Origin of the sequence: Streptomyces fructofermentans (assembly GCF_014651055.1) — a bacterium.
In the GTDB taxonomy this organism is placed as follows: Bacteria; Actinomycetota; Actinomycetes; order Streptomycetales; family Streptomycetaceae; genus Streptomyces; species Streptomyces fructofermentans.
On record NZ_BMWD01000029.1, the window covers coordinates 105,000 to 118,667 of the forward strand.

General features: G+C 74.9%; 11 protein-coding genes. 2 read left to right on the forward strand and 9 right to left on the reverse strand.

The genetic code is table 11. The annotated features are described in order from the left end of the window. Nucleotides 1–167: 167 nt before the first annotated feature. The 5 genes from IE265_RS31425 to rpe all read right to left on the reverse strand — a co-directional run bounded on the left by IE265_RS31425 (nt 168) and on the right by rpe (nt 4,355). The gene (locus IE265_RS31425) at nt 168–1,634 is read right to left on the reverse strand and encodes a GuaB1 family IMP dehydrogenase-related protein (protein ID WP_190039142.1); all 1,467 of its coding nucleotides are present in this window, start codon (nt 1,632–1,634) and stop codon (nt 168–170) included. A gap of 98 nt (nt 1,635–1,732) precedes the next feature. Further along, nucleotides 1,733–2,071, reverse strand: coding sequence for a barstar family protein (locus IE265_RS31430; RefSeq protein WP_190039143.1), 339 nt, complete (start codon nt 2,069–2,071; stop codon nt 1,733–1,735). Further along, nucleotides 2,068–2,478, reverse strand: coding sequence for a guanyl-specific ribonuclease (locus IE265_RS31435; RefSeq protein ID WP_190039144.1), 411 nt, complete (start codon nt 2,476–2,478; stop codon nt 2,068–2,070). Before IE265_RS31435 ends, IE265_RS31430 begins: the two co-directional genes overlap by 4 nt. Nucleotides 2,479–2,546: 68 nt before the next feature. Beyond that, entirely contained in the window at nt 2,547–3,590 is a 1,044-nt protein-coding gene (locus IE265_RS31440) for a sugar-binding transcriptional regulator (protein WP_190039145.1), read from the reverse strand. A 78-nt stretch (nt 3,591–3,668) separates the two neighbouring features. After that, on the reverse strand, nt 3,669–4,355 hold the full coding sequence (gene rpe, locus IE265_RS31445; RefSeq protein WP_190039146.1) for a ribulose-phosphate 3-epimerase: 687 nt from the start codon (nt 4,353–4,355) through the stop codon (nt 3,669–3,671). A gap of 164 nt (nt 4,356–4,519) precedes the next feature. Between rpe and IE265_RS31450 the strand changes: the two genes are divergently transcribed. Further along, nucleotides 4,520–6,769, forward strand: a complete 2,250-nt coding sequence (locus IE265_RS31450; RefSeq protein WP_190039147.1) for an MMPL family transporter — start codon at nt 4,520–4,522, stop codon at nt 6,767–6,769. A 372-nt stretch (nt 6,770–7,141) separates the two neighbouring features. Here the strand turns inward: IE265_RS31450 and IE265_RS31455 are convergent, their stop codons facing one another. Next, entirely contained in the window at nt 7,142–8,572 is a 1,431-nt protein-coding gene (locus IE265_RS31455; RefSeq protein ID WP_190039148.1) for an RsmB/NOP family class I SAM-dependent RNA methyltransferase, read from the reverse strand. Nucleotides 8,573–8,708: 136 nt separating this feature from the next. Then, nucleotides 8,709–9,641 carry a methionyl-tRNA formyltransferase gene (gene fmt, locus IE265_RS31460; protein ID WP_190039149.1) on the reverse strand — a complete coding sequence of 311 codons (933 nt, stop codon included), beginning with the start codon at nt 9,639–9,641 and terminating at the stop codon, nt 8,709–8,711. Nucleotides 9,642–9,954: 313 nt separating this feature from the next. On the opposite strand from fmt, the gene IE265_RS31465 reads away from it, so the two are divergent. Beyond that, a complete protein-coding gene (locus tag IE265_RS31465; RefSeq protein WP_190039150.1) occupies nt 9,955–10,497 on the forward strand; it encodes a hypothetical protein in 543 nt (180 codons plus the stop codon). Between the two features lie 549 nt (nt 10,498–11,046). Here the strand turns inward: IE265_RS31465 and IE265_RS31470 are convergent. Together IE265_RS31470 and IE265_RS31475 are read right to left on the reverse strand one after the other, a co-directional pair. Then, a complete protein-coding gene (locus IE265_RS31470; RefSeq protein ID WP_190039151.1) occupies nt 11,047–13,212 on the reverse strand; it encodes a primosomal protein N' in 2,166 nt (721 codons plus the stop codon). A 201-nt stretch (nt 13,213–13,413) separates the two neighbouring features. After that, nucleotides 13,414–13,668: methionine adenosyltransferase domain-containing protein (locus tag IE265_RS31475; protein WP_190039152.1), on the reverse strand; the 255-nt coding region annotated here is incomplete at its 5' end.

The window sequence follows — 13,668 nt, forward strand, 5'->3', positions numbered from 1 at the left end:
GTCGGCCCGGAGTCGGCCCGGAGTCGGCCCGGAGTCGGCCCGGAGTCGGCCCGGAGTCGGCCCGGAGTCGGCCCGGAGTCGGCCCGGAGTCGGCCCGCGAGAGTACGCCGACGGCCCCCGTCCTCCCGGGAGGGAGAGCGGGGGCCGTCGCGGAGCGTGGGACGGGGTCAGCTCCAGCTGGCGTGCAGCGGCTTGCCCTCGGCGTAACCGGCGGCGCTCTGCACGCCCACCACGGCACGCTCGGCGAACTCCGCGAGGGAGTTGGCGCCCGCGTAGGTGCACGAGGAGCGGACGCCCGCGATGACGGAGTCGATCAGGTCCTCCACACCGGGCCGCGTCGGGTCGAGGAACATGCGCGAGGTCGAGATGCCCTCCTCGAACAGGGCCTTGCGGGCCCGGTCGTAGGCCGACTCCTCGGAGGTGCGGTTGCGCACCGCCCGCGCGGACGCCATGCCGAACGACTCCTTGTAGAGGCGTCCGTCGGCGTCCTGCTGCAGGTCGCCGGGCGACTCGTACGTACCGGCGAACCAGGAGCCGACCATCACGTTCGACGCGCCCGCGGCCAGCGCCATGGCCACGTCGCGGGGGTGGCGGACTCCGCCGTCGGCCCACACGTGCTTGCCGAACTTCTTCGCCTCGGCGGCGCACTCGAGGACGGCGGAGAACTGCGGGCGGCCGACACCGGTCATCATGCGCGTGGTGCACATGGCGCCCGGTCCGACACCGACCTTGATGATGTCCGCGCCTGCCTCGACGAGGTCGCGCACGCCCTCGGCGGCGACGATGTTGCCCGCGACGATCGGCACCTGGGGGTCGAGGCCGCGGACCGCCCGGACGGCCGAGATCATCGACTCCTGGTGGCCGTGCGCGGTGTCCACGACGAGCGTGTCGACGCCCGCCGCGAGCAGCTGCTTGGCCTTGCCCGCCACATCGCCGTTGATGCCCACGGCGGCCGCGATGCGCAGCCTGCCGTCCGCGTCGGTGGCCGGGGTGTACAGCGTGGCGCGCAGGGCGCCCTTGCGGGTGAGGATGCCCGCCAGCCTGCCGTCCCCGTCGACGGCGGGCGCGTAGCGGCGGTTGGCGCCGTCCAGCCGGTTGAAGGCCTCGCGGGGCTCGATGCCGGCGTCCAGCAGCAGCAGGTCGCGGGACATGACCTCGGAGAGCTGCGTGAAGCGGTCGACGCCGCTGAGGTCGGCGTCGGTGACCACGCCGACCGGCCGGCCCTCGTCGTCGACCACGACGCCGGCGTTGTGCGCCCGCTTCGGCAGCAGGGACAGCGCGTCGGCGACCGTCTGGTGGGGGGCCAGCACGATGGGGGTGTCCAGGACGAGGTGGCGGCTCTTGACCCAGGAGACGACCTCGGTGACGACCTCGATCGGGATGTCCTGCGGGATGACGACGAGTCCGCCGCGGCGGGCCACGGTCTCGGCCATCCGGCGGCCCGCGATGGCGGTCATGTTGGCGACCACCAGCGGGATGGTGGTGCCGGTGCCGTCCGGCGAAGCCAGGTCGACGCCCTGCCGCGAACCGACCGCTGAGCGGCTCGGCACCATGAAGACGTCGTCGTACGTCAGGTCGTACGCGGGCTGGATGTCGTTGAGGAAACGCACGTGCTGCACATCCCAGTGGTTCATAGGTGGCCCCACGGACAGGACAGCCGGGGGAAGAGCACGTACCTCATTGTCCCATGTCGGCCGGTATGCATGCCCTGGTCGGAACGTCCAGGCCGCCCTCATCCCCGGCTGTGCGATCCTCCAAGCTCCAGCGCGACGGTGAGCGCCGGGGTGCGCTCGGCGGCCTCCGTGAACACCTCGCGGGCGGTCTCCCACTCGTCGGGCCGCGAGCGGGCGTACGGCTGCCAGCCGGCGACGACGAGCAGCAGCCCCCGCCGGGCGGCGGCCGCGGGCCAGAGCGACGAGTCTCCGAGGCTGTCCGCCAGCGCGTCCCAGTTCCGCCCGAACCAGTCGGGCAGCTCCAGGGCGCGGGCGCAGCGCTCCATGAGTGCCGCCTTGTCGGTGACCCCGTCGAGGTCCAGCGCGACCACGTGGCGGCCGGCCACGTCCTGCGTCATCTCAGCACCGCCCTGAACGAGTCGTAGTGATCGTCGGTGTAGTACACCTCTCCGTCCCGTCCGGTGACGACGCGCCGGGCCCCGCGGTCGCGCTCGCCGGGGGTGCGGACGGTGAACTCGCGGTAGTGGCCGGGCTCCTGGGGCGGCAGCTCGCCCTCGAAGTTGCGGAAGACGCTGCCGTCCCTGGCGTACGGGAAGGGCCCGCCCCCGTCGATGAGGGCGAGTGTCCGGCGCGCCTCGCGGGGGAGGTCCGCCTCCCGGACCGTCGGCGTTCCGGCGGCCCAGGAGGGTGCCGTGACGTCCGTGCCCGGGCCGGTCCCGCCGCCGGTCGGCGCGCAGCCCGCGAGTACCGCCACGAGGCAGAGCAGCAGCCCGGACAGCAGACGGGGGACGGACCGGAGCAGCATGTCGCCGATGCTGCCACAGCCGTCCCCGCGCGGCCCGTCACCGAGCCCTCCGCCGGACTGCCGGTACCTCAGGGCCCGTCGGGGTCCGCCCGGTTCAGTGCCGGACGCGGCGCGGGGCCCGCCGTCATCAGGCTGTCCGCGGCGGCCGTGTCCGTCACCAGGCTGGTGACGAGCCCGGACCGCAGCACCGCGTCGATGGCGGCCGCCTTGCGCTGGCCGCCGGCGATCGCGACGACCTCGGGGATGCGCCGCAGCCGGTCGGCCTCGACGGTGATGCACCGCTCCCCCAGGTCCCGCCCGACCCGGCGGCCCTCGGTGTCGAAGAGGTGCGCGGACATCTCGGCGGCGACACCGAGCGACGCGTAGTGCGCGCGCTCCTCGTCGCTGAGCATGTCGTGCACCGTGGAGATGCCCGCCTCCCAGGAGCCGATGGACACGCAGGCGACCGTCACCTTGTCGAAGTACTCGAAGGCGCGGGCGATGCCGGGCTGACTGCGCAGCGCGGCCGCCGTGGCCGGGTCGGGCAGCAGCATCGGCGCGTAGATCGGGTGCGCCTCGCCGCCGGAGACCTGGGCGGCCCTGCGGACGGCCTCGACCGAGCCGCGCTCGGCCGTGCCCGCGTCGTAGACACCCGTCAGCTGCACCACCGTGCACGGCGGCAGCCGGTCCAGGGCGGCCGCCATGTGGATGGTGGAGCGGCCCCAGGCCAGGCCGAGCACATCGCCCTCGGCCACGAGTTCGCCGAGCAGTTCGGCGGCGACCTCACCGAGGTTCTCCGGGTCGGGCGACTCCTCCGCCTCGGCCGGCGACTCGACGACGACGGCGTGCCGCAGGCCGTAGCGGGCACGCAGCGCGTCGGAGCGCTCCGCGTCCAGCTCGGCGGGGACGCGGATCTCGATCCTCACGAGATCCCGTTCGAGGGCGGTCTCCAGGACCCGGGCCACCTTGAAGCGGCTCACGCCGAACTCCTCGGCGATCTGGATCTTGGATTTGCCCTCTAGGTAGAAGCGGCGGGCCATGGCCGCCGCCTGCACCAGCTCAGCGGGTCCCATCCGCATGGCCGACCGGCCCGCCGACATACCCGACACGGCGATCTCCTCACTGCTGTTCACACTCTGGATTCGCCGTTCATCCTCGCAGATCCGGCGAACTTGATCAGCCCTGAGGGGCGGCGTTCACGTTCCCTTGTCTCAGTGGTCGCGCGCCCAGGTGCTCCGGGCCGTCGCCTCCTCCGCTTGGGTGCGCAATGCACGTACCGCCCGGGCGGGGTCGTCGGCCCCGTACACGGCCGAGCCCGCGACGAAGACGTCGGCTCCCGCCTCGGCGCAGCGCTCGATGGTGGTGGCCGAGACCCCGCCGTCGACCTGCAGCCACAGCTCCAGTCCGTGCTTGCTGATCAACTCGCGGGTCCGGCGGATCTTCGGGAGCATGATGTCGAGAAAGGCCTGGCCCCCGAAGCCGGGCTCGACCGTCATGATCAGCAGCATGTCGAGCTCGGGAAGCAGATCCTCGTACGGCTCGATCGGGGTCGCGGGCCTCAGCGCCATCGAGGCCCGGGCGCCCTTCGCCCGGATCTCCCGGGCGAGCCGCACGGGTGCGGCGGCCGCCTCGACGTGGAAGGTGACGGAACCAGCACCCGCCTCCACGTACTGGGGCGCCCACCGATCGGCGTCCTCGATCATCAGATGACAGTCCAGGGGTGTGTCCGTAGCGCGCGCCAGGGACTCTACGACCGGCACACCGAGCGTGAGGTTCGGGACGAAATGGTTGTCCATCACATCGACATGGAGCCAGTCTGCGCCCTCCACCGCCTTCGCCTCCTCGGCGAGGCGTGCGAAGTCGGCGGACAGGATGCTGGGGTTGATCTGCGCGGCCATGCCACAAGCCTGCCATGCCGGGAGCCGGTTGCTCTCCCCGGTCGGCGGGGTCCGCGGCCCGGAGCACCGGATGCGCGCGGACTCGGCGGACTTGCTGCACCCGCCGCCCACGCCGTGCCATCCTTGGCGGCCCACCGGCTCCTCAAGCGGCTGCGGGGACGACGATGACGGACGCACAGGGGAAGCGGCGCGGAATCGGCTGGCTGGTCTGCGGCCGGCGCAGCAAGTGGGTCGTCGTGGGGCTGTGGCTCGTGCTGCTGATCCTCACGGCCCCGTTCGCGCAGAAACTCGCCGACGCGCAGGACAACGACGCGGCGTCCTGGCTGCCCGGTTCGGCGGAGTCCACCCAAGTCCTCCACATCTCGGAGGACTTCAGGCCCGAGCAGATCCCCGCGGTGGTCGTGTACGCCCGTGAGGACGGCCTCACGCGGGACGACCGCGCGCAGATCGAGCAGGACGTGGAGCAGCTCAAGGGACTGCGCGACCACGGCATCCGGGGCGCGGAGACCCGCGGACCGGTCTACGACAGGCCGGCGGACCCGCGGGCCGCCCAGGTGATCGTACCGATCACGATGGACGCGCAGGGGTGGGAGCGCATCGCCCCCGCGGTCGACTCGATCCGGGACACCGTGGGTGAGGGCGGGGACGGGCTCGCCGTGCACATCACGGGTCCGGGCGGCACGTCGGCGGACTTCTCCGAGGCCTTCGAGGGCATCGACTCCACCCTGCTGTTCGCGGCGATGGCCGTCGTCATCGTGATGCTGCTGCTCACCTACCGCAGTCCGACCCTGCTGCTGGTCCCCCTGGTCAGCGTGGTCGTCGCGCTGTTCACCGCGCAGGCGGTGATCTACTTCATGGCCGAGCACGCCGGCCTGACCGTCAACGGCCAGAGCGCGGGCATCCTGACCGTCCTCGTGTTCGGCGCGGGGACCGACTACGCCCTCCTGCTGGTCGCCCGCTACCGGGAGGAACTGCGCCGCCACGAGGACCGCCACGAGGCGATGGCGCTCGCACTGCACCGGGCCGGCCCCGCGGTGCTCGCGTCCGGCGCGACCGTCGTCCTCAGCATGCTGGTGCTGCTCGCCGCCGAGATGAACTCGACGCGCGGCCTCGGCCCGGTCGCCGCGATCGGGGTCGCGGTCGCGCTGATCGCGATGATCACACTCTTCCCCGCCCTGCTGGTGATCTTCGGCCGGTGGATCTTCTGGCCGGCCACGCCGCACCTCGGCTCCTCCGACCCGACGAGCCGCGGGCTGTGGGCCCGGATGGGCAACCGCATCTCCCGGCGCCCGCGCATGGTCTGGGCGGTCACCGCCGCGGTCCTCGCACTGCTCTCGCTGGGCCTGGTCCAGCTCCGCGCGGAGGGCATCGGCAACGCCGACTCCTTCACCGGCGAACCCGACTCGATCGTCGGCCAGAAGGTGTCCGCGCGGTACTTCCCGGCGGGCAGCGGCGACCCGCTCGTCATCGTCAGCGACCGCGCCCAGGCCGTCGAGGTCGGCCGGGCCGTCGCGGCGACGCCCGGCGTCGTGCCGGAGTCCCTCGGTCTGCCGCCCGGCACCAAACCCGCCTTCGAGGGCAGGGTCCTCTTCGAGGCCACCATGACCGCACCGGCGGACAGCGAGGCCGCGAAGGAGACGGTGGAGCGGGTCCGCGACGCCGTCCACGACATCCCCGGCGCCGACGCGAAGGTCGGCGGGGGCACGGCCGCCCTGCTCGACATGGACGAGGCGACGACCCACGACAACATCCTGATCATCCCGCTGGTGCTCGTCGTGGTGCTGCTGATCCTGTGCGCCCTGCTGCGCGCCGTGGTAGCCCCGCTGATCCTGATCGGCACGGTCGTACTGTCCTTCGCGTCCGCCCTCGGCATCAGCGCGCTCGCGTTCCGGTACGTCTTCGACTACGCGGGCGAGGCCACCGACTTCCCCTTGTTCGTCTTCGTGTTCCTGGTCGCCCTGGGCATCGACTACAACATCTTCCTGACCACCCGCATCCGCGAGGAGGCCGGGCACCAGGGCACCCGCAAGGGCGTGGTCACGGGGCTCGCGGCGACCGGAGCCGTCATCACCTCGGCCGGCCTCGTGCTGGCGGGCACGTTCGCCGCGCTCGCCACCCTGCCGATGGTCGCGTTCGCCGAGATCGGCTTCGCCGTCGCCCTGGGCGTGCTGCTGGACACGCTCGTCGTACGTTCGGTCCTCGTGACGTCGCTCTTCCTGGACGTCGGCCCCAAGGTCTGGTGGCCGCACCGCCTGGCGCACGAGGACGGGCCGCCCGCCACCCCGCCACCGGACGCGGGGCCGGGCGGCGACGGCGCCTCCCCCGGCTCCGGCGGCCCGGCCGAACCCGGTCCGGACGACGGAACCGACGACCCGCGCCCCGCACCGCAGCCGGTCGGACCACCACGGGTCTGAGGGCGGTCCTGACCGACGGGCACGCACAGGACGCCACCGGGCCCGAGCGCAGGGCGGCGACCCGAACCACAAACACGCGGCCGGCACGAGCGGCACGAGCGGCACGAGCACAGGCGTGTCGGTGCCGCCGGTCCGGCGCGTGCGGGCACGCGCCGGACTCACGGGCACAGGCAGGACGGGCACAGGCGGGTCGGTGCCTCGGGGCCGGTGCGTCAGCGCCTCGGGCCCCGGCCCGGCGGGCGGGACGGACGGGGCCGCCGGTGCCGCGGGGCGGGGTGCGTCCGGGTACGGGCCGACAGCGACGCCAGGCCCGGCGGGCGGGGCCGGGCGGAGCGGCCCTGCCCGGCCGGGGCCGAGGCGTGGAACGGCCGCTCAGCCCGTCCGGCGGATCAGCGCCAGATACATCGCGTCCGTACCGTGCAGATGCGGCCAGAGCTGGATGTCGGGGCCGTCGCCGAGGGCCGGTACGCCCGGCAGCAGCGGGCGCGCGTCCACAAGTTCGGCCGAGCCGTCGTAGTGCTTGAGCACGTCGTCGACCACGGCCCGCGTCTCGGCGAGGTGCGGTGAGCAGGTGGCGTACCCGACGACACCGCCGACCCGCACCGACGCGAGCGCCGAACGCAGCAGCCCGCGCTGGAGCGGCGCGAAGCGCTCCAGGTCGTCGGGGCGGCGGCGCCAACGGGCCTCCGGACGACGGCGCAGCGCGCCGAGCCCGGTGCAGGGCACGTCCATCAGGACGCGGTCGAAGCTGCCGGGCCGCCACGGCGGCCGGGTCCCGTCGGCGGCGATGACCTGGTACGGCCCCGGGTTCCCGGCGAGCGCCCTGGCGACCAGCCCGGCCCGGTGCGGCTGCTTCTCGGAGGCGAGGAGCACGGCCCCGCGCTCCGCGGCGAGCCCGGCGAGCATCGCCGCCTTCCCGCCCGGCCCCGCGCAGCCGTCGAGCCATGCGCGGTCCGGCCCCTCCAGGGGCGCGTGGGCGAGGGCGAGGGCCACGAGCTGGCTCCCCTCGTCCTGGACGCCCGCCCGGCCCTCGCGCACCGCCTCGACGGCTCCCGGCTCGCCGCCCTCGGACAGCCGCACGGCGTACGGCGACCAACGCCCCGGCAGCGACGACTCCTCGCCCAGCGCGTCGAGCAGTTCGTCGGCGGTGGCGCGTCCGGGCCTGGCCACCAGGGTCACCTCGGGCCGTTCGTTGTCGGCCTCCAGCAGGTCCTCGACGCCGGCGCGCCCGCCGCCCAGCGAGTCCCACAGCGCCGAGACGACCCAGCGCGGGTGGGAGTGCACGACGGCGAGGTGCTCCTCCGGGTCGTCGTCGTACGGCGGCGCGACCTGCTCCAGCCATTCGTCGAGGTCGTGCCGCGCGATCTTCCGCAGTACGGCGTTGACGAACTTGGCGCGCCCGTCGCCGAGTACGACCCTCGCCAGTTCGACGGACGCGGACACGGCCGCGTGCGTCGGGATGCGCGTGCCGAGCAGTTGGTGGGCACCGAGGCTGAGCACGTCGAGCACCGGCGGGTCGACCTCGCGCAGCGGCCGGTCGACACACGCGGCGATGACGGCGTCGTACGTCCCCTGGCGGCGCAGCGTCCCGTACACCAGCTCCGTGGCGAGCGCCGCGTCGCGCCCGTCGAAGTCGCCCTTCTCACGCGCCTTGCGAAGCAGCGGCGGCAGCACCAGGTTCGCGTACGCGTCCCTCTCGTCCACCGCCCGCAACGCCTCGAAGGCGAGCATCCGCACGGGGTCCTTCTTGGGACGACGGTAGGGCTTGCCCTGCTGACGGGGCGCACGGGACTGCTCGTTCACGTAAAAGGTGCTCCGGCTCGTGGAAGTGGGAATGCGACCAGCGTACGCCGCTCCCCCCGGCCCCCGGGAACCGCGCGGAACGGCCCACCGGGCGCCGTACGGGACCCCGGGCAGGCAGGTCCGCGCGGCTCCGTGCTCAGGCCCCCACGGTCTCGCCCGGGGTGATCCGGACGCCGCGCGCCCAGTCCGGCGCGCGCATCGGCTTCTTGCCCTGGGCCTGGACCCACAGCAGTTCCACGGCGTGCGAGCCGGTGCCCACGTACACGTTGTTCTTGCCGACGGCGAGGGCCCCCGGGGCGAGGTCCGTGCGGTCCGGCACCGGCGCGAGCTGGATCAGCTTCAGCCGCTCCCCGCGGAACGCGGTCCACGCGCCGGGCGCGGGTGTGCAGCCGCGGACGACACGGTCGACGCGCATCGCGGGCGCGGCCCAGTCCACGTGGGCGCTCTCGACAGTGATCTTCGGGGCCAGGGAGATGCCGTCGGACGGCTGCGGCACGGCCTTCAGGGCGCCGTCCTCGATGCCGTCCATGGTCGCGGCGAGCAGACCGGCCCCCGCGAAGGCGAGCCGTGTCAGCAGGTCCCCGCTGGTGTCGGTCGGCCGTACCTCCTCCGTGACGGTCCCGTAGACCGGTCCGGAGTCGAGCCCTTCCTCGATCAGGAAGGTGGAGGCGCCGGTGATCTCGTCGCCCGCCATGATCGAGTGCTGCACGGGGGCCGCGCCGCGCCAGGCCGGCAGCAGCGAGAAGTGCAGGTTGACCCAGCCGTGCGCGGGGATGTCCAGGGCGACCCTGGGCAGCAGGGCGCCGTAGGCGACGACGGGGCAGCAGTCCGGCGCGATCTCGCGCAGCCGTGCGAGGAACTCCTCGTCCCTCGGACGCCCCGGCTTCAGCACCTCGATGCCGGCCTCCTCCGCCCGCTCGGCCACGGGGCTCGCGACGAGCCTGCGTCCACGGCCCGCCGGCGCGTCGGGGCGGGTGACGACCGCGGCCACCTCGTGGCGCCCGGAGGCGATCAGGGCGTCCAGGGCGGGAACGGCGACCTCGGGGGTACCGGCGAAGACGAGCTTCATGGGTGGGAGTCGGCCTCTCGGGCGGGTACGTGACGGGCAGCGCACCAGTCTATGGCCGCGGCCGGCCGCGAGCCCCTCGGGGACGGCCCCGCGGCACCCCCCGGCCGAGAGCCCGGGGCGGCCGGCGGGCGGCCCCGGGCGCGGCCGATGCCCGGGGCGACGCGCATCCGGGCGCCGGGGGCGTACGCATATGCCTCCACGCCCCTGAAGCGTGACCACTCACCCCGAGATGCGTTGGTCAAGAGAGAGTTGACCGAAACGGGCCGCAGTCAGCGGACCGATCCCTTTCACCGCCGGTTCGAGAGGCTTGTTCATGGCCGACCACGCAACCCACGACGCCCAGGCTCGGGCCAGCCTGCATCTGCTGGTGCGGGACATCGAGCGGGTCCGCCGGCAGGTGGACGCGCTGCGCACGCTGACCGCCCAGCTGGGCAATGTCTACCGCCCGCGCCGCTCCGGCCCGTCCACGGGCTTCGTCGTGTACGGGCGCGCTCCCGCACCGACCGTCCGCCTCGCCCAGGAACTGCGGGACAGCGTCGAGACGCTGGTCACGGCCGCCGTGGACTTCGACCGCTCCCTGGGCTTCTCGTGGGACGCGGTGGGCTCCGCACTCGGCGTCACGAAGCAGGCGGTGCACCGGCGTTACGGCGCCCGCCGCGCCGCCGCCCAGGCGGCCGCCGACGCCGAGCGCGCCACGGAGTCCTCGGCCTCCCGCACGGTCGCCGTCACCTCGCCCCTGCCGACGGTCCCGGCCGCCCGCTCGGTGCCGCTGCCGATGCCCACCCAGCCGACCTCGGGCAGCAACCTCCGCGAGGAGATCAGGCCGAGCGCCTTCCCCGGCCCGCGCAACGGCTGAGGCGGTCGCCCCGTCTGCCCTCGGCGCCGGTCGAGGGCAGACCCACAGCCCGCGCCCCAGCCGTCCGGCCCACCGCGAACACCCCGGGGCGCCCACCGGGCTCGGCGGCCCCAGGACACACCGGGCCCGGCAGACACCGGCGGACCCGGGACGGACACCGGGACCGACCGACACCCGCCGGGACTGACTGCCACCGGCGGACCCGCGACACACCCCCGGGCCTGATCCACACCGACGGACCCAGGACACCCCGGGACCGACCGACACCCGTCGAACCCAGGACACGCCCCGGACCGACCAACACCGACGGCCCCCGGACGGACGCCGGGCCGGCCGACGTCCGGCGGCCCCCGGACATACGCCGAGGCCGCCGCCCTCGTCGACCTGCACGGGCATCAGGCGCGGCGCGAACCGGACATACGCCGAGTCCGGACAGACGCCGAGTCCGGCCGACACCCGGCGGACCCCGCAGCGACCGACCCGCTCAGCCGCCGGCGCCGCCAGGCCCCCGCCGCCGGACGGCCCCGCTCCCCCGCCGCTCCGGGCCGGTCACCCGATGTCGGGCGGATCGACCCGGATCCGCACCGCGTCGCTCCCCGCGCCCTCACCCGCCCGGCCCCCGCCGCGAGCCGTCCGAGCCGCCTGCGCGCTCTTCAGCGCGGCCGCCAGCGCGGCTCCCCGCCCCGGCGGCACCCTGATCAGTGCCCGCTCCCACCGCTCGCCGACCGGCGGCGCCCCCGTCCGACGGGGCCGCCCCGGATCGGTGACGGGCACCGGGACCGGTCCCAGCACCTCCGCCTCCCGCGGCAGCTCGACGGCGGCCAAGAACCCCGCGAGGGCCTCGGCCGTGCCCGACACGGCGGCCATCCGCGACACGGGCGGGAATCCCAGCTCGGCCCGCTCCGCCAGCTCGCGGACCGCGTGCCCCACCGGGTCCCAGCGCACCAGCGCCTGCACGGGCCGCAGCGTCGGCTCGGCCACGACCACCACGGTCCCGCCGTCGCTCTGCCCCCGCACCAGCGAAGCCGCCCCGATCCACCGCCTCAACGCGTCCTCACCGGCCCGCAGATCGGGCCGCCCGAGCATCGCCCAGCCGTCGAGGAGCAGCGCCGCCGCGTAACCGCCCTCGGCGACGGGCTCCGCGCCCGGCGTACTCACCACGAGCGCGGGCGACCCGGGGACCGTGTCGAGGACCTGCTCGCGCCCCGAGGTCCGCACCGGCACGGCGGGGAAGGCGCGGCCCAGTTCCTCGGCGGTCCTGCGCGCCCCCACGACCTGCGCCCTCAACCGGAAGCCGCCGCACTCGCCGCAGTGCCATCCCGTCTCGTCCCGGCCGCACCACCCGCATCGCAGCCCGCCGGCGTCCTGCCCCTCCAGCGGCCCCGAGCACTGCCGGCACCGCGCGGGCGCCCGGCACTGCGCACAGGCCATCCGCGGTACGTAGCCGCGCCGGGGCACCTGCACCAGGACGGGTCCCTGGCGCAGCCCCTCCCGCACGGCCTGCCAGGCGAGGCTGGGCAGCCGGGCGGCCCGCGCGGCCTCGTCGCGCGCCAGATCGCCGTCACCCACGGTCCGTACGAGCGGAGCCGCAGCCCGCACCTGCTCCCGCTCGGCGACGATCGGCGCCGCCCAGCCGCTCTCTACGAGTTGCGCCGCCTCGACGGTGCAGCCCCAACTCCCGAGCAGGAAAGCGCACTTGTCATGGGCGGCCCGGAGCAGCAGCACTTCCCGGGTGTGCGGCTGGGGCGCGTGCGGCTCGCTGTGGCTGCCGTCCCCGTCGTCCCACACGGCCACCAGGCCCAGGTCCCGCACGGGCGCGAACATCGCCGCCCGGGTGCCCACCACGGCCCGTACGGACCCGCGCCGCACAGCGAGCCACTCGCGGTACCGCTTCTCCGGGCCCGCCTCCGCGGTCAGCACGGCGTGCCGTCCCTCGCCCAGCAGGGCGGTCAGCGCGGCGTCGACCCGGCCCACGGACCGCCCGTCCGGTACGACGACGAGGGCACCGCGCCCGGAGGCGAGGGTCGCCGCGACGGCCCGCGCCAGTTCCCCGGCCCAGCCGGGCCCCGGCAGCGCGGTCCACACGGCCCGCGGGGCCCCGCCCGACGCCAGGGACTCCAGGAAGGCCGCGCCGCGCGTGTAGCGGGCCCAGGAGCCCGCGTCGGGCACCTCGGGGGCGGGCAGGGGCTCGGGGGACGGCCTGCCCTCGGCGCGGGCGTTGCGCGGCGGTACGGCAAGCTGCAGCACGTCGGCCAGACTGCCGGCGTACCGGTCGGCGACGGCCCGGGCGAGACCCAGCAGTTCCTCGCTGAGCACGGGTTCGGGCGAGACGACGCCGGCGAGCGCCGCGAGGGGCCCCGCGTAGTCGGACTCGGCCCGCCGCTCGACGAGGAACCCGTCGATCAGACCGCCTCCCTCGCGCCGGCCCTCGCGCACCCGGTGCCGTCCCGCCCCGAACCGCACGCGCACCCGCACGCCCGGCCGGGCGTCGGCGTCCAGTTCCTCGGGCACGGCGTAGTCGAAGTACCGGTCGAGGTGCAGCACGCCCTTGTCGACGAGGACCCGGGCGACGGGCAGCTCCTTGGCGAGCGCGGCGCCGCGCCAGGTCCGCGGCTTGGCCCGGGGCGCCTTGCGCACCGCATCCCGGATGAGGGCGAGCTGCTCGGGCGGCGCGCCCTCGGCCCCGCCGCCCCCCTGTCCGTCGTCGCTGCTCACAGCAGCATTCCTACCAGACCGCACCGACAGGTCCCCCGGCCGGGAACGGGGGCCCGCGCCACCGGTACGGACGCCGCCCGTGCCCCGGGCGGCCTCCGGCGCCGGTGACGGGGCGGTCGCACCGGAGCGGCGGCGGGCACGGCGAAGGCCCGGCACCCCCGAAGGGTGCCGGGCCCCACACATGTCGTGCAGCCGCGGAGGCTAGAGGCCCGCCGCCTTGCGCAGGGCGTCCACGCGGTCCGTGCGCTCCCACGTGAAGTCCGGCAGCGCGCGGCCGAAGTGGCCGTACGCGGCGGTCTGCGAGTAGATCGGCCGCAGCAGGTCCAGGTCCCGGATGATCGCGGCCGGACGGAGGTCGAAGACCTCGGTGATGGCCGTCTCGATCTTCTCGGCGTCGACCTTGGCCGTGCCGAACGTCTCCACGAACAGGCCCACCGGCTCGGCCTTGCCGATCGC